Annotated in this window: 8 protein-coding genes; 2 read left to right on the top strand and 6 right to left on the bottom strand. The window is 59.2% G+C overall.

Translation table 11 applies throughout. The annotated features are described in order from the left end of the window. Window positions 1-243: 243 nt before the first annotated feature. From GSF27_RS15490 to GSF27_RS15480, 3 genes are all read right to left on the bottom strand, one after another. Window positions 244-1,722, bottom strand: a complete 1,479-nt coding sequence (locus GSF27_RS15490; RefSeq protein ID WP_160970803.1) for an aldehyde dehydrogenase family protein — start codon at window positions 1,720-1,722, stop codon at window positions 244-246. Window positions 1,723-2,113: 391 nt separating this feature from the next. Beyond that, window positions 2,114-5,299 carry an autotransporter domain-containing protein gene (locus tag GSF27_RS15485; protein ID WP_160970801.1) on the bottom strand — a complete coding sequence of 1,062 codons (3,186 nt, stop codon included), beginning with the start codon at window positions 5,297-5,299 and terminating at the stop codon, window positions 2,114-2,116. A 225-nt stretch (window positions 5,300-5,524) separates the two neighbouring features. Then, window positions 5,525-6,715, bottom strand: coding sequence for a phenylacetate--CoA ligase family protein (locus tag GSF27_RS15480; protein WP_160970799.1), 1,191 nt, complete (start codon window positions 6,713-6,715; stop codon window positions 5,525-5,527). A 247-nt stretch (window positions 6,716-6,962) separates the two neighbouring features. On the opposite strand from GSF27_RS15480, the gene GSF27_RS15475 reads away from it, so the two are divergent. Further along, window positions 6,963-8,522 carry an NAD(P)/FAD-dependent oxidoreductase gene (locus GSF27_RS15475; RefSeq protein WP_160970797.1) on the top strand — a complete coding sequence of 520 codons (1,560 nt, stop codon included), beginning with the start codon at window positions 6,963-6,965 and terminating at the stop codon, window positions 8,520-8,522. A gap of 7 nt (window positions 8,523-8,529) precedes the next feature. Here GSF27_RS15475 and GSF27_RS15470 read toward each other — a convergent pair whose 3' ends face one another. The 3 genes from GSF27_RS15470 to gcvT form a co-directional block, all read right to left on the bottom strand. Then, window positions 8,530-9,279 (bottom strand): class I SAM-dependent methyltransferase, encoded by a 750-nt coding sequence (locus GSF27_RS15470; protein WP_160970795.1) that lies wholly within the window; start codon window positions 9,277-9,279, stop codon window positions 8,530-8,532. 348 nt (window positions 9,280-9,627) lie between these two features. Further along, the gene (gene gcvP, locus GSF27_RS15465; protein WP_160970793.1) at window positions 9,628-12,447 is read right to left on the bottom strand and encodes an aminomethyl-transferring glycine dehydrogenase; all 2,820 of its coding nucleotides are present in this window, start codon (window positions 12,445-12,447) and stop codon (window positions 9,628-9,630) included. Window positions 12,448-12,630: 183 nt separating this feature from the next. Beyond that, the gene (gene gcvT, locus GSF27_RS15460; RefSeq protein ID WP_160970791.1) at window positions 12,631-13,746 is read right to left on the bottom strand and encodes a glycine cleavage system aminomethyltransferase GcvT; all 1,116 of its coding nucleotides are present in this window, start codon (window positions 13,744-13,746) and stop codon (window positions 12,631-12,633) included. A gap of 391 nt (window positions 13,747-14,137) precedes the next feature. Here gcvT and GSF27_RS15455 point away from each other — a divergent pair, with 391 nt between their 5' ends. Then, window positions 14,138-17,191, top strand: coding sequence for a protein kinase (locus tag GSF27_RS15455; RefSeq protein WP_160970789.1), 3,054 nt, complete (start codon window positions 14,138-14,140; stop codon window positions 17,189-17,191). The last annotated feature ends 100 nt before the right edge of the window (window positions 17,192-17,291 follow it).

The following is a 17,291-nucleotide window of genomic DNA, read 5'->3' as shown; positions in this document are numbered from 1 at the left end:
CTTATGCGCCACTGACCCTGAAGAGCTTGCAAATTATTATCGTTATATCCGCATCACAACAGAGACAGAGCGGAAACAGGAACGAGAAAAGCGCTCAGTTACCGAAGCACTTTTACACTATACCTCTATAAAATCCAAAATCTTCAGCAGGCACAACCAGCTTTACCAATCTTTGAGAGAGACTGCCTCCTCAGTCCATCAGTATGGACACGGTACCGCTTGCGGGCGGCGAGACTGTTTCAATCAGGGTTTCAGGTACCAGCCCCAGGGCTCATCACTGACATACTCGGTAATCTGTTTCACTTCCCGATAGCTCTCCAACCCCCAGCGACCCAACTCCCGGCCGATACCGGACTGCTTGAAGCCGCCCCAAGGTGCCTGGGTAAAGGTGGGCTGGGAACAGTTGACCCAGACGATACCCGCCCGCAGTCTGCGCGACACCCGCTGGCAGCGGGCCTTGTCGTTCGACATCACCGCCGCCGCCAGGCCAAAGCGGGAATCGTTGGCGAGGCGCACGGCTTCCGCCTCATCGAAAAAGGATTTGATGCATACCACCGGGCCAAAAATCTCTTCCTTCCAGATCCAGCTGGATTCATCCACATCCGCAAAGATGGTCGGCTCCAGGTAATAGCCTTTGGCAAAGGCCGCCGGACGCTTGCCACCACAGAGCAGAGTCGCCCCCTCCTCCACGCCCCGCCCAATGGCGGCCAGTACCTTCTCGTACTGGGTGCGATTGACCAGCGGCCCGAGCAAGACCCCCGGCTCCAGTCCGGGACCAATAGTGATCTTCGCCGTCTCTTCCAACAGCCGGGCCAACAAGCGCTCATAGAGGTTTTCATGCACCAGCACCCGCGACGTAGCAGAACAGACTTCGCCCTGATTCCAGAAAATACCAAACAGAATCCACTCAACGGCGGCATCCACTGAGGCATCGTCAAAGATAATAAAGGGCGACTTGCCGCCCAGCTCCAGGCTGACCGCCTTGATGTTTTTCGCCGCTGCCTGCATCACCGCAGAGCCGGTGGCTACAGAACCGGTAAAGGCCAGCTTATCCACATCGGGATGATCCGATAGTGGCGCCCCCGCCTCCGGCCCTGTGCCCGTAATCACATTCAGCACGCCAGCGGGCAGCTGCACCTCATCGGCAATCTCCGCGAGGATCAGCGCCGTCAGTGGCGTCACCTCTGACGGCTTCAGAACCACCGTACAGCCCGCCGCCAGCGCCGGCGCCACCTTCCAGGACGCCATCAGCATGGGGAAGTTCCAGGGAATAATCGCCCCCACCACACCCACCGGCTCCTTCTCCACCCGGGAGGTGAAGCGATCGTCCGGAAGCTCAACCACCTCTTCCTCTGCCTGATCCATCGCTTCAGCCAGATCGGCATAGAAATCAAACGTGCCGGCGGTGTCTTCGATATCCCACTCGGCTTCCGGCAGCGGCTTACCATTGTCCGCCACCTCCAACCGCGCTATCTCCGGCAGGCGCTGCCGGATGACATTGGCGATTCCACGCAAATAGTGCGCGCGCTCAGCACCACTTAACTGTGGCCACGGCCCCTCATCAAACGCCTGTCGTGCAGCCGCCACTGCAGCACTGACATCTTCCGGCTGCGCTGCAGCGACGGTGGCGATAACCGACTCATCGGCGGGATTGATAACGTCAAAGGTGTGGCCAGACTGAGCATTACGCCACTCACCGTTGATATAAAGCTGCTTAACCATAATCTATGTAAACCCTGTCTTTGCTGTTGCGGGAGGAAAACCACCCGATCCGTCTCAGGGTTTCAGGGAGCAGGTTTTGTGCCATACAACAGGGATCAGGCACCGATTGATGCCAGTGGCTATGGCCATTGGAGCACTGACCACACCTGCCTGAAATCAGGGCAAAAAGACACCGGCAGCACCATCAGAGAACGCCGCGGACACATCCGCAGCGGGCAAAAAAAACGGGCCTAATGGCCCGTTCTTTTCTGTGTGCGCAACACCAGTTGGTCAGCCCCACGGGATACCATCCACCGAGGGGCAGGCATTGCGAGCCTATGTCCTGTGGCACTAAAGCGGCGATACTAAACTTTAACTCCCAGGAGGGCCATCAAGCGCTCATGTAGTGACGTTAAAATACCCAGCGTACCCGGGCAGACAGCGAGCCATAAACATAGTCGTCGCGCATCGCGCCCTCGACCGTGACACTAAAATCGGTGGCATCCGATACCTGGTGCAGTAACTGCACACTGGCACGCCCCAGCCACGGGTCCGGATCCAGACCGTGGCTGACAAACGAACTGCCACCCCCGGCATAACGCACCCGGATCGACTGCTGCTCGGCGAGCGTGTCGTAACCCGCCTCCAGCCCCATGCTGAACTGCGTGGAATTATTGAGCTGATAGTTATGAGTGGCACCCAGCCACAGCACCAACTCTTCGCTGTCTTGACCGGAGGCCACCAGATTCAGCGCCCCGGCACCGCTTTCGGTATAGCTGTCACTGTCGACCAGCAGATACTCGGCGCGCAGCGATGCGCTCAGCACATTATTGGTATTGAGAGTGAACAGCTGCGCGGCGCCAACACTGAAGTGGTAGGACAAACTATCGTAATCAGCATGCGCCTCGCGACTGAAGGTAGGCATACTGCGCAGACCATCCAGATTGTGATGGCCGATATCCAGCTGCACATTCAGTTCGGTGGCAACGCCCAGCGCGTGATTACCATAGGCATACAGCTGCCAGGATTCGATATCCAGTCGATGCGGCGCCATAGTGGAATCGCTATCGACATCGGTTTCGGCGTAGGAAACCGCCACCCCCAGACGGGTGCTCGCCGAGAGGGCGCCATCCGCACCGATAATCACCCCCTGCGAGTCGGACTCAAACCCTGCAACGTGGCCACTGCCATCCTGATCGCCCCAGCCACCAAAGGGCCGCGCCCACAGATAGCGATCCACCATCAGCTCATCACCGATCTGGCGATCACTGTAAGACGCCATGCGCTGCTGGACAATCTGGTTGGTGGCCGCCAGGGCATAGCGTGTTGCCATGCCCGCGTCACCATTAAGCAACGGCAATGTTTCTGTCACCGCCTGCGATACCGCCTGCAGGCTGGGCTGCATGGCCAGTGTAGTGATCACTGCCGCCATATCGGCAGAACCGCCACCGGCGTCCATCAGATCATCGAGAACCGCGGCGGCGGCATAGGCTGGAGAATTACTCTGGGCAGTCACGGCCTGAGTGGCCGACAGAACAACCTCGCTGACCAGGTCGACAGTATTGCCATCCAGTACAGCGGTAAAACCCAGCATGGCCGAGTTATCGGTCACCACAAAACTGCCGTCCGAGATCAGGCTGGTGGCCGACAGCACATCTGCCAGTGTTTCGTTGCCAGCCAGGGTATTCACCGATGCCACATCGACGAAGATTTTGGCATCGCTGGGTAAGGTGGCCGTACCGTCGATCGTCAACTGGCCGTACTCGCTGCTGCTCACGGCACCAATCTGCAAGATACCACTGGCCAATTGACTGAAATTACCGGTAATCGTTGGCGCCTGGTCGGCATTAACAATCAGCGTGCCGGCGTTAACGAAAGTCGTGGGGCTGCTGGCACTGATGCTGTGGCGCATATCCAGCGAAGCGCCGTCGGCGATTTCGAAATGCCCGATATTAAAGGTATTTTCTGTGGTGAAATCCCCGTTGAGCATCACGGTGGAATTGACCGAACCGGTGACCGCACCGGTTATGCGGCCACTGCTGCCGGTCAGGGTCAGCGTGGCATCGGCCAGCTCCACCGCGCCATCCAACAGCCCGCTGTTACTGATACCACCGGTCACGCTGCTCGCTGCATCAAGCTGTATGGCATAGTTGGAACCGGTGATAGTGCCGCTGTTGCTGATACTGCCATTGACGGTGCCCGCGGCCAGATAAATTCCTTCGCTGCCACTCAAGCTGCCGCTGTTGCTGATATTGCCGGTCACGCTGCTGTTGCTGAGATCGATGGCGCGGTCGCTGGCGGTGATACTGCCCAGATTATCGAGATCACCGGTCATGGTCGCCGACGTCAATACCACGCCACTGCTGGCAGTGAGGCTACCGCTGTTGGTGAAATCTCCGGTCAGACTGCTGGCGATGATATACAGCCCGTAATCGGCGGCAGTGATGATGCCGCCCTCGGCGTTAACGATATCGCCGGTCATGCCATCGTTCCGTATCACAAAAGCGCTGCCGCTGTCGGTACCGCTCGCAACAGTGCCGCTGTTATTGAGACCAAAACCCACATTGCCCTCGGCCCCATCGACGACAATCGCATCGCCATCCGCGTCGCCAAGATTGATCAGACCGCTGTTTTGCAGAGCAACCACTGTGGGGGCCACGAAGTCGGCGGTCGTCACCCGTATCGCCTGGTCATTCCCCTGGATCGTGCCGCTGTTGCTGAACGCATCAGTAACAGTAGCGCCTCCGGTGATATGTACACCACTGATGGCGCCATCGATACGGCCCTGGTTGTCGATAGTGCCCACGGTGCCGCGTAGATACATGGCCGAACCAAAGTCTGAGGTGATGTCACCGGTGCTTAAGTTGACGACAGTTTCAACGTCAGCAGCAGATGATAGCACCAGCCCTCCCGCATCGACACCGGTACCAGCAAGAGTGCCGCTGTTGATGATCTCATCGACGCTACCGCTACCGTTGATACGGAGCGCACCGAGACCTGTCATAGTTCCGACATTGCTGATGCCACCAGTCACCACCCCCCAGACACTCACAGCGGCCCCACCGGCAGCGGTAATAGTGCCGGTATTGCTGATACCACCATCGACCTGTCCATCCACTAAGATGCCAGCTGGGGTATTCGACCCAATGACAGTGATCGTGCCGCTGTTAAGGATCGCACCGGTGGCGTTGGCGGTGCGGTATATGCCGATCCCGATAGCACTACTGGAGGCATTGGCGATATCAATGGTGCCGCGATTTTCTATGTCCACTGCGGTATTACCCGCATCAACAAGTACACCAACTGCCGCGTAAGGGCTATCCAGCTCAAACTCAATGGCGCCTGCGTTCTCAACGATCAGGGCATCGCCACCGGAGAGCTCGCAGCCCGCCAGTCCCGTCTCGGTAACCGTCACTCCGTCGGCCACCAGCACCTGGCCGCCAGACGGCGCAGGACAGGCCACCGCTTGCGCCTGGGGCACCAGACCATCGGTCGCACTGAGTGCCGCCAGAATAGCGAGGCTCAGAGGCGTGCGACGCAGGCGCAGGGAGTTACGGGAAATGCCGGACAATGCCGGAGGACGAGCACGAAGTTGCATGAAGCCAGAATCCTGAGTAGCTGGGCAGGTGACCACGCCAAGTGAATGAGGGATAGCGCGGAAGGGACAGGCTCCGCTAAAACATCTGCGCGTGGGGAAATGATCCCGATCAGGATATCAGTTCAAAAGGTAATAAATAAGAAATTGATTAGATGGAAAAACACTAAATGCGAGCTGTGTCACACGTAGAAATACGCGCCACGACACAGGCCTCGCAGCCCACCATCAGAACAACCGCACAAACTCCTCATACTTGCCGCCGCTGGCTGGTATGGGTTGGTCAAAATAGCGAAAGCCAATCGCAAACGGGTAGCCCATGGCCGAGCGGATGACCTCGGCAATAGCACCCTCTTCGGCGCTGTTTAAGGGGCGCTCTGAATACAGCCGGCATTCCAGCGTGTCCACCGACAACTGAGCCACTTGAAACTGCAGGATCGGTGCGATGTCGCGAAAACGGTAAAAGCCCAGCCGCGGCCAGTAGTGGTGCCCATCGGGGTAGATGGCCATGTTTCTCTGCCGCCCCAGAATGCGCTTGAGCGTGGGCAGCTGACGACCGCAGCCACAGGGCGGGCCAACCTCGGCGTAATCGCCGATCTCGTATCGCACCAGCGGGGTGGCAAAGTTGTGCAGGTCGGTAATCACCACCCTGCCCACTTCACCTTCGGCACAGGGTTGCAGCTGATCATTCACCACTTCGACCAACAGACTCTCTGCCATGATGTGATAGAGGCCGCTGTGCGGGCACTGGATCGCGATAACGCCCGCCTCCTGCGAGCTGTAGACATCGCACAAAGGCAGGGAAAAATCTTCCGCAACGGTTGCACGCAATTCCGGCGTCACCACCTCGCTCATACAGCGGATCTGTTTCAGCCTGGCCGGGCGCCTGCCCTGCTCGCGATAACACTGCTGGATCGCCTGCAGCTGACTGGGAAAGACCAGCAGATAATCCGGATCGATATCGATCAGGGCATCGGCGAGTGCCTCTGAGCCCATGGACATACTCAGTGCCACCGCCGGTCCGGTGCTGGCAAACAGACTGGCCGGAGCCCCCCAACTCGGGGTATCTACCCGCGGCTGGTTAAAACTGGCCTTGATCGCGGCCAGCCTGCCACTGAGGTCGCGCTGCCACCACTGGTGCTCGCGCATGGTCAGGGCCTGCCAGAACAGCTGCGACACGGCGCTGCGATGCAGTGTAACCGGCTCGCCGGTAGAGCCGGAGGTAAAGGTCTCGGCCACCGGCAGGTGGGAAGCCGGCGGCTGGCAGTACAGTGCCTGTGCCTGCTGTTGCAGATCGCGACGTGTTAACAGGGGGAGTTTGACCAGCGTATCGAGGCTCAGCGCATCGCCCCCGTGAAATCCAGCCCTCTGCAGACGCTCACGATAAACAGCCGAGTGCTGCCAACACCACTCATTCAAAGCAGCAAACTGCTGCGCTTGCCCGGCGCGTATTGCGGCAGGATCAGCCCTCTCGCTGACCGCCAGAAAATCCAGCAAATGCCGTAACGGCTGACCTCGCGGATCCTCTATTGGTGGCCAGAGAATACCCTCGACCTCTATAATGCTGCCCACAAAACGCGCCTTCTCACTCTATGAATTTGGTTTTCGCCTTGTCACACCGCCTGTCGCCAAGCAACAACACGATCAATCAGATGATCTGCAACGCATGAACACCGACTACGACTGTATTGTGATTGGCGCCGGCCCGGCAGGGATTGTAGCCGTTAAGGAATGCACTGAGAACCAGCTCGGCAAGGTGCTGGCCATAGACGCCAGCGCCGCTATCGGCGGTAACTTTGCCAAGGCCTACGACAGCCTGCTACTCACCTCCTCCTGCACCGTCAGCATGTTCTCCGACTTCTGGATCGGCGACGGTTTTGAAAAATCCTTCTGGACCAAGGCGCAGGTACTGGATTACTGGCAGCGCTATATCGCGCACTACCAGATCGGCGATAAGTTTTTACTCAATGAAACCGTCACCAACGTATCTGAAGACGCCCGGCAACACTGGCAAGTCCAATTGCAATCCGGGCGTCAGTTCAGTGCAAAACGCCTGATAGTGGCAACGGGGGCCAGCCGTATTCCCGCACTGCCCGACTGGCATAGTGCACTGAGCGGTATCAGCTATCAGCACTCCTCCAGCTACAAGAGCGCCGAGGCACTGGCAGGCAAGCGCGTATTGGTTGTCGGCGGTGGCGAATCCGCCGCCGATATCGCGCTGGAAGTGGCCAGGGTGGCCAGTAAAACCTGGATCAGCCTGCGCCATTCCCCCGGCTGGATCACACCGCGCCGACGCGGCGAAGAGCCCGCCGACCTATCCACTCACCGCGGTTTCTGGGGACTACCCAGAGCCTTTGGTCGCACAGCAGCCTCGCGCATTGTCGCCTTCGATCGCAGCCTGAAACATCCGGTATTCGATGTCATTGCCGATCTGAACAGCAGCCTTATCGACAGCAAGGGGCCGTTTGGCAACTTTGGCACCAAGACTACCGCGCTGGCCGAAGCCATCGCTGAATACGACGCAGAACTGGTCGGCGATATTGTTCAGGTATCAAATGGCGGCAGGCAGCTTATCGACCATTGTGGTCAGGCATTAGAGGATGTCGATTACGTGCTCTTCTGCACAGGTTATCGCAACGAAGCCGGCTTTCTGCCACCGGCACTGCAGGCGGCCGGCAGCAACCCGAGAGATTTGTATAAACAGATGTTTCACCCGGCCTATGGCGACCGGCTCAGTTTTGTCGGTACGGCCAGACCCTGCTTTGGCAGCCAGTTTCCGTTAATGGAGATGCAAGCCCGGTATACCGCACTGGTGTTTGCCAAACGCCTGAGTCTGCCCGAGCTGGCACCTATGCAGCAAAGCATTCACGCGGATCGGGAACGCTATACTGCACAACTGGGCCACAGCGCCGAACGGGTGCGCGCACTGGTGGATTTCCATCACTACCTGGACGATCTGGCCGGACTGATGGGCTGCCTGCCACCGCTATGGCGCTATTTGTGGCGCCACCCCCGCCTGTGGCTGCGCATGGTCTACGGGCCAACCCAGAGCACGCAATTTCGTCTCACCGGACCCAATGCCAAACCCCAACTCGCCAGGGAAATACTGGCAAAAATGCCGGTCAGCCGCTTTAACCACCTGGTCAAAATCGGCCTTGAGGGGCGTCTCCGCCACCTGCTCAAAGGTGACATTCCAGGCCTCACCAAGCCAGAGAAAATCAGCTAGAAAACGATCAGCCGGCCTGTTTTTCAAAAAGCAGGGTCGGACAGAATTCGCCATAGCGATAATCCGGGTAACGGGTGACACTGTGCTCAAGCCCAAATCCATCCTTCTGCTGTGAAAAGACGTCAATGACCTCAGCCTCACTGAGAAAATGGTAGACCGCGCTGTTGCCCCGATACGCATCAAGCATCGCCACCTCGCGCGCATCCATAGCCAATAACCCAGCCAACTGCCCCCAATCACTGAAACGCTGCTGGAGTGAATGCCAGATAGCGTCCAATACCACGCCCTGCTCCGTCGTCTCCTGCAAACCCATACCGGCCAGAATTTTTAACGCGTGGAGATTGTTCAGGCGACCATCGACCACCTGATCCAACACAGACCTTATGGAGAGAGGCTCTGCGGGACGCGCAAACAACCTCACGCAAAAGCGACCGCCGGGCCGCAGGCAGCGCAGCAGTTCTTGCTGTAACTGGCCCAGGCCCTTAGGGAAAGGCAATAGCTGCAGGCCGCCATCACAGAGGATCAGGTCGAAGCTATTGTCTGCATAGGGCATGGCCAACCAGCTCCCCTCCACCGCATCCTCCCGGCTGCCCGGCCATACGCTGGCAATCATCTGCGGGGATTTATCCAGAGCCCTGACGCGATCACCTTGCGCAGAAAAGAAATGGTAGTACTCCGGCGTCACACCCAAAACCAGTATGTCTGCAGGTGACGACCGGGGCACGGCGGTACCTTTCAGCAACTGCTCTTTCAGCAACTGATCTATCAGCTGGATATCGGTATCTACCGGGCGCAGAGGCGGCCCCAGACTGCTCCAATGCGAAGCAAAGGTCTGCCAATGCACAGCACCGGCAGAGGCCTGTGGCTGCGTTTCGTGTTGATCTGTCATAAGGCCTTCCGAAACGGGACTGCCCCGCAAAACCTGAAAAAATTAAACCAGTGCATTATCCGACGCCCGGTAAAAACAAAACATATTTATCCTGCCAGATATTAAAAGCAAACGCCCTGAAGACAGTGGGCTTTCCAGGCAATGGTAAGGGCATTCCAACGAAAAAACGGGCCCAGGGGCCCGTTTTTTCTGTGCGCGCAATGCCAGCTGAGCAACTTACTCCATGTAGCTCTCAATCGGCGCACAGGAACACGCCAGGTTGCGATCGCCGTAGACGTTGTCGATGCGACCCACCGGTGGCCAGTACTTGTTTTTGCGCAGGGACTCCAGCGGGAAGCCGCCCTGGGAACGGGGGTATGCCTTGTCCCAGCTGTCGGCGGAAACCATCTCCACGGTGTGCGGCGCATTCACCAGCGGGCTGGCTTCCAGCGGCATGGAACCGTTGCGCACCGCTTCGATCTCCTCACCGATTTTCAGCATGGCGTCGCAGAAGCGATCCAGCTCATACAGGCTTTCCGATTCGGTAGGCTCGATCATCAGCGTACCCGCCACCGGGAAGGACATGGTGGGCGCGTGGAAACCGTAGTCGATCAGGCGCTTGGCCACGTCCTCGACATCCACGCCGGTTTCTTCCTTTATAGGACGCAGGTCGACGATGCACTCGTGGGCCACCAGGCCGCGGCTGCCGGTGTAGAGAATCGGGAAAGCCACCGACAGGCGTTTGGCAATGTAGTTGGCGTTGAGGATCGCCACCTCAGTCGCGCGCTGCAGGCCAGCCGCACCCATCATGGTGATGTACATCCAGGTAATCGGCAGAATGCTGGCGCTGCCCAGTTGTGCCGCAGACACAGCAGACGTTTTATTTTCCATTACGCGGTGACCCGGCAGGAAAGGCGCCAGGTGTGACTTCACCGCCACAGGACCTACACCGGGGCCACCGCCGCCGTGAGGAATACAGAACGTCTTGTGCAGGTTTAGGTGCGACACGTCGCCACCAAACTCGCCCGGTTTGCACAGGCCCACCATCGCATTGAAGTTGGCGCCATCCACATAGACCTGACCGCCGTGACCGTGGATCAGCTCACAGATCTCACGCACGTTCTCTTCGAACACGCCGTGGGTGGAGGGGTAGGTGATCATGATGGCCGCGAGGTTATCACTGTGCTGCTCTGCCTTCGCGCGCAGGTCTTCCATATCCACTTCGCCGTTGGCGTTACAGGCAGTCACCACCACCTTCATGCCACACATCTGCGCCGACGCCGGGTTGGTGCCGTGGGCAGAGCTGGGGATCAGGCAGATGTTGCGGTGGCTGTCGCCGCGGGAGTGGTGGTAACCGCGGATCGCCAGCAGACCGGCGTACTCACCCTGGGAGCCGGCGTTGGGCTGGAATGAGATATTGTCGTAACCGGTGGCCTCACACAGTGCCACCTGTAGCTGCTTGTCCAGCTCGGCGTAACCCTGTGCCTGCGCGGCCGGAATAAACGGATGCAGGGCACCAAACTCCGGCCAGGTCACCGGAATCATTTCGGCGGTGGCATTGAGCTTCATGGTGCAGGAACCGAGGGGGATCATGGCACGATCCAGCGCCAGGTCCTTGTCCGCCAGGCCACGCAGGTAGCGCAGCATTTCGGTTTCGGAGTGGTAGCTGTTGAACACCGGATGGATCATAAACTCGCTGCTGCGACGCAGGGCTTCCGGAATCAGCAGCTCCGCCTCGCCGGCGGCAAGGGAGTCGATGCCGAACGCCGCGAGGATGGTGTGCAGGTCTTCCGCCTCCACGGTTTCGTCCAGCGACACACCCAGTTTGCTGTCGTCGATTTCACGCAGGTTGATACCCAGCGCGCGGGCAGCGGTGTGAATGTCTGCGGTCTTGTCACCGGTGGCAATGGTAAGCGTGTCGAACCAGCTGCTGTTCTCAACAGTAAATCCGGCACCCTTCAGCTCGGCGGCCAGCACTGAGGTTTTGGCGTGAATGGTATTGGCGATAGCGCGCAAGCCGTGCGGGCCATGGTAGACACCGTACATGCTCGCCATCACCGCCAGCAGCACCTGGGCGGTACAGATGTTGGAAGTCGCCTTCTCGCGGCGGATATGTTGCTCGCGAGTCTGCAGTGCCAGGCGCAGGGCGTCGTTGCCCTGGGAGTCTTTGGAGCGCCCCACCAGACGACCGGGCAGTGAACGCTTGTACTGTTCACGAGTGGCCATATAAGCCGCGTGTGGACCCCCGAAGCCCAGCGGCACACCAAAGCGCTGGGCAGAGCCGATAGCCACATCTGCACCCAGCTCACCGGGCGAGGTCAGCAGGGTCAGCGCCAGAAGATCAGCCGCCATAGCCACCAGCGCCTTGCCGGCGTGAATTCTTTCAATCAGGGCGCGGTAGTCGTTGATCTGGCCGCTGGCGCCGGGGTACTGCAGCAGCACACCGAACACATCATCCACATCCAGGTCGGTGGCCGGGTTGCCGATGATGACATTGATATCCAGCGGCTCGGCGCGGGTCATCACCACGTCGATGGTCTGTGGCAGGCAGTCGGCGTCGACAAAGAAGTTCAGCGATTTGGATTTGGACATGCGCTGACACAGGGTCATGGCTTCCGCCGCAGCGGTGGCCTCGTCCAGCATGGAGGCATTGGCCAGCTCCATACCGGTGAGGTCGCAGATCATGGTCTGGTAGTTCAGCAGTGCTTCCAGGCGCCCCTGGGAGATCTCTGGCTGGTACGGCGTGTAGGCGGTGTACCAGGCGGGGTTTTCCATCACGTTACGCAGGATCACCAGCGGGGTATGGGTGTTGTAATACCCCTGGCCGATAAAGGAGCGCAGCACCTGATTCTTGTCGGCCAGCTCGCGCATCAGTTTCAGCGCCTGGGTTTCACTGCTGGCCTCCGCCAGGTCCAGCGCTGCCGGCAGGCGGATATTGCCGGGGATTACGGCACTGATAAATTCGGCCAGGCTGCTGTAGCCCAGCGACTCCACCATCTGCTGTTGCTCGCTGGCGTCGGGACCGATGTGACGGGACTGAAAATCTGCGTGAATCATGATGGGTTCCGGGTTGAAAAATATGTTGTAGGAGCGCACTCCTGTGCGCGATCTGTTCATACCCATCGCGCACAGGAGTGCGCTCCTGCGGCGTGGGACCTGCGCCAGTGTGAACCGGCGCCGGCGGCTGCATCAGCCTCTGCTCTTAACCTCTATTCTTAACCGCGAGTGCCGGATGGGTACTTATCCCCGGTAATAGCGCTGCGGCACAAACGGCATCTTGCTCACCGTCATAGGACGCGGCTTGTCGCGCACCATGGCCGCCACTGGCGTACCGAGAATGGCATAACCCGCCTTGACGTAGCCCATGGCGATGGGGGCATTCAGGCTCGGTGAGAAACCGCCGCTGGTGACGCGACCAATCACTTCACCATCTTCATCAACGATGTCGGCGTCTTCCCGCACCGGCGCCTTGCCGTCGATCAGGAAACCGACGCGCATCTCTGCCACACCGTTTTTCTGCACCGCAAAGATCTTCTCGGCACCGATAAAGCCACCCTCTTTGCTGCCGCCTACACGACGGCTCTTTGCCACCGCCCACATAAGGCTGGCCGCCACCGGTGAAGTGTCGTCGTTCATGTCGTGGCTGTACAGGCAGAGGCCCGCCTCAAGGCGCAGGGAATCACGGGCACCGAGGCCAATCCACTTCACCAGCGGCGACTGCATCAGCGCCTCGGCCAGCTGCCCGGCAGCGGTAGCCGGTACGGAGATTTCGAAGCCATCTTCACCGGTATAACCGGAACGGGTGACAAAGCACTCAGCGCCAACCAGTGAGACATGCTTGCCGGTCATAAACACCAGCTGCTGCACCTCGGGAGCCAACGCCGCCAGTACTTCCACCGCTTTGGGCCCCTGCAGGGCCAGCAGCGCGCGATCGTCCAGCAGCTCCAGCGTGGTGTCGGCGGAGAGGTGAGCGCGGAAGTGCGCCTCGTCCTTGGCTTTACAGCCCGCATTGAAGACCACGAAATAGGTCGCGTCGTCCCAGCAAGTGACAATCAGGTCGTCAACGATGCCGCCATCGGCGTTGGGCAGGAAAGTATAGACCTGCTGGCCCGGCTGCAGCAGATCCAGGTCCAGCGGCAACAGTTTTTCCAGGTCGGCACGCACCTGTGGGCCGCTGAGCACAGCCTGCCCCATGTGCGAGACGTCGAACAGGCCCGCGGCGTCGCGGGTGTGCAGGTGTTCTGTCTTGATGCCGTCCGGGTACTGGACGGGCATATCGTAACCGGCGAAAGGCACCATCTTGGCACCCGCTGCCAGATGCATGGCGTGCAGGGGAGTTTGCAGAAGTTCAGTCATGACGTTTCCCGACGTTAATTGGCTGATGACGCTGCTGGAGGAATGTTCTGCCAGACCCGGGCGTTTGCAACAGCAACAGAAGACCCGCCCGTGTACTACAGAATAAGCGGGCATGATAAGGCTCGCTAATGGATTAGTTAAATTAATAGTTATTATTTTTGGATTAGAAAACGTTATAGCCCTGAATCACCGGGGTCGCCCCTCCAGAGAAACCCGCTGCCCCTCAAAACTCACAAAAACTATAAACAAAAACCGTGCTTTTCGAGGCTTCCAGACCATTTGGCTATAAAAACTCGTAATTTTGATCGCATAATTGCCTAATAATGTGACGTCGTTTACATTCTCTGACTTGTGTCAAAAACTCGTATGGATAGCCTCCGGCTGGATTGGAATGTCAGAGCAGCAGCAGAATCACCTCGCCCTCCCCCAAGGTACAGAAATCGGCAGCTACCGCATCGAAGCGGTGCTGGGGATGGGCGGCTTTGGCATCGTCTACAAGGCGCGTCACACCCTCTTCGAAGACAGGCTGGTGGCCATCAAGGAGTTCCTGCCCCGGGATATGGCCGGGCGCCACGGCAGCACCGTGGTACCCCACACCACTTCGGACCAGACACTCTATGACGACAACCTGGAGCGCTTTGTTAAAGAAGGCCAGACCCTGGTCAAGCTCCAGCATCCCAACGTTGTGCACTGCATCGACCTGTTCAAGGCCAACGGCACCGCCTACCTGTTCATGGATTATGAAGATGGCGCGCCGCTGGACGTGCTGATCAAAGCCCATGAAAGCCAGGGCTCCCGCTACACCGAAGAACAGCTGCTCGCCATCCTGATCCCTCTGGCCGAAGGACTGGAGTTTATCCACTCCCGGGAGGTCATCCACCGGGACATCAAACCGGATAATATCTTCCTGCGCCGTGCCGACGAGAGCCCGGTCATCATCGACTTTGGTGCCGCGCGCCAGAACTACCTCAGCGTCACCCAGACCCAGGCCCCCTTTACCCCGTTTTACGCCCCTGCGGAGCAGATGGACACCGACCGCAGCCCGCGACCAACGCTGGACATACACGCCTTTGGCGGCCTGATGTACCGCATGGTCTGTGGGGCTGTGGGGCCGGACGCGCAGAAGCGCATGATGGAGATCACCTTTGGCAAGGATGACCCGCTGGAGTGGTCCAGGGTGCGCATGGCCGGTGACTACAGCGATCAGTTCCTGGCGTTGATCGACCAGTGCCTGGCCCTGCGGCCGGAGAAGCGCCCGCAAACCATGACGGAAGTGCGTGAACGCCTGGAGCAACTGGCATCCGCTGAACCACCGCGCAAAAAGCGCCGGGCCGGTGCCGGCAAGGGCGCGCAAGCTTCAGCGAGCGAGCCAAAGCGTACGCCATCCGTGCCCTTCGCGGACGGCACCCTGAACAACGCCTATGCCGACTGCCGGCTGCAGTTGATCGGGCGCGACGACCAGGTCCCCGGGCGCTCCGGCTGGCGCCTCTACTTTGGCGAGCCGGAGGATACGGAGGAGCTTCCACAGCTGCTGTTTCAGTGGTTCCCGAACCCCAACGAGGTCGATACTGCCACCTTTATAGGGCAGTTCCGCGAGCACGACGACGACTGGACAGATTACCGGCTCGAATACACCCCGTGCTGCAACTTTCCCAATGACACCTTCAGCCATTGCATCTCGATTGAAGACGCCTGCAGCGAAAGCCTGCAGGAGCACCTGCAATACCTTGAGCAACAGGGCTATCGCTACAGTGAAGCCGGCTTACTGCGTCTGATGGAAAACATCCTGGATGCCGCGCCGGGGATACGCTCCTTTGAGCCGGGCCATCTGGTACACCCGGAACTGATCCTGCTGGAGGGTGCCAACAGCGTCCGCTGGATGTACTTCGGCAACGTCCGCCAACCAGGCTGGTTCAGGGAACCCGGCAGGCAACAGGCCGGCTTTACCCCCTACGACTTCCCCCAGACCGAGCAGTTCTTTAGCAACCCGGAGCACAAAGCCCTGGCCGACCTGGAGCTGCAACGCGGTGATGTCTACGCCTTTGGCGCCATTATGTTCCGCATGGTATGCGGTTATGAGCCCCCAAATTTTGTCGACCGCGCACGCCCGGAGAATATCCGTTTCTCCGCCAGCCAACTGAAACGCGCCGGCTACAGCAGCGCCCTGGGGCAACTGATTGACCAGTGTATCTCCCTCAATGCCGCAGATCGCCCGGACAACCTGATGACCCTCGAGTCCAGAGTCAAGGCGCTGGCTAAAGAGGCGAGCACCAGTGAACCGGTACTGGTAAAGGCCACCCCCAACCGCTCTCCTTTTGTCGGGGTACACAATGGCCCGGGCATGAGCTTCGGCATGGTGGAGGCCTATAAGCGCTGTCGCCGTCATGGCACAGACAACATTGCCGGGGAAGCGCTGCGGCTGGATCACCCCTACTCCAGCTGGCTGCTGGATAAAATCGGCGAACAGGGCAGCAACAACACCGCCAGTGGTTCTGACGGCAGCCGCCGGGAACAGCCGCGCCAGAAGAGCACTGCCGAAACATCCGCGGAGCACGCGCAACCCTCCTCTGCCGCACATTCGCGAGCAGAACAGCCCCGGTCGCAACAATCCGCCAACCCCACAAACAACAAGCCTGCGGCCGAACCTGATCCGGACCCTGCTGCCGCCAGCAGTGCCAGCACCGGCAAACGCCAGCAGAAACTGGCGGTTCTGGGGGTTGTGGTGATCTTTATGGCGATCCCGTTCTTCGTCTGGCTCAACGAATCCAAAAGCTATCACCGCAGCGGGTCCAGCTCGTCATTGAGCTTCCCCCCCGAGGTCACAGCTGCCCCCGCGCCTGCAAGCGCCACAACCGATGCTCCCCTGTACGTGAAGACCACACCCGCCAACGCCCGGGTTTACGTCCTCAATATCAAGCCCAAATTTAAACAGGGCATGCGGCTGGAACCCGGCGACTACAACCTGCAGGTCACCGCGGACGGCTATCGCGACCACTTTCAGACAGTAACCCTCGACAACACCAGCGGTTATACAGCCAATATCGTCCTGCAGAAAATACCGGGGCTCGATAACTGCGACGGGGATTGCTGGAACGGCAATGGCGTCAGCACATACTCCGACGGGGTCTATCGCGGCCAGTGGATGAACGGTAAAAGACACGGCGAGGGCCGGTTCGACTGGAACAACGGCCAGTCCTACGACGGCGACTGGCGAGCGGATGTGCGTACCGGGCAAGGTTTCTATCAATGGACCAATGGTGATTCCTACATCGGCGGCTTCGACAACGGCAACAGGCAGGGCCGCGGTATCTACACCTGGGGCGATGGCAGTTCCTACACCGGAGGCTGGAAGCAGAGCAAACGGCACGGTTCCGGTGTGTACACCCGTACCAATGGCAGCAAGGTTGAGCAACAGTGGCAGAACGGCGAGCAGATCAACCGCTAACCCGATTCCCCCAGGCCAACGGCAGCGCGCCAAACCAACGGGTTGTCCGTCTCATAAGGACACCCATATGAACCAATGGATTCCGGAAATCCACGACAGA

This window comes from Pseudomaricurvus sp. HS19 (assembly GCF_009857815.1).
Taxonomy (GTDB): domain Bacteria; phylum Pseudomonadota; class Gammaproteobacteria; order Pseudomonadales; family Cellvibrionaceae; genus Pseudomaricurvus.
The sequence above is the reverse complement of the archived record's forward strand: the minus strand, read 5'-3'. Positions and strand labels throughout refer to the sequence as shown.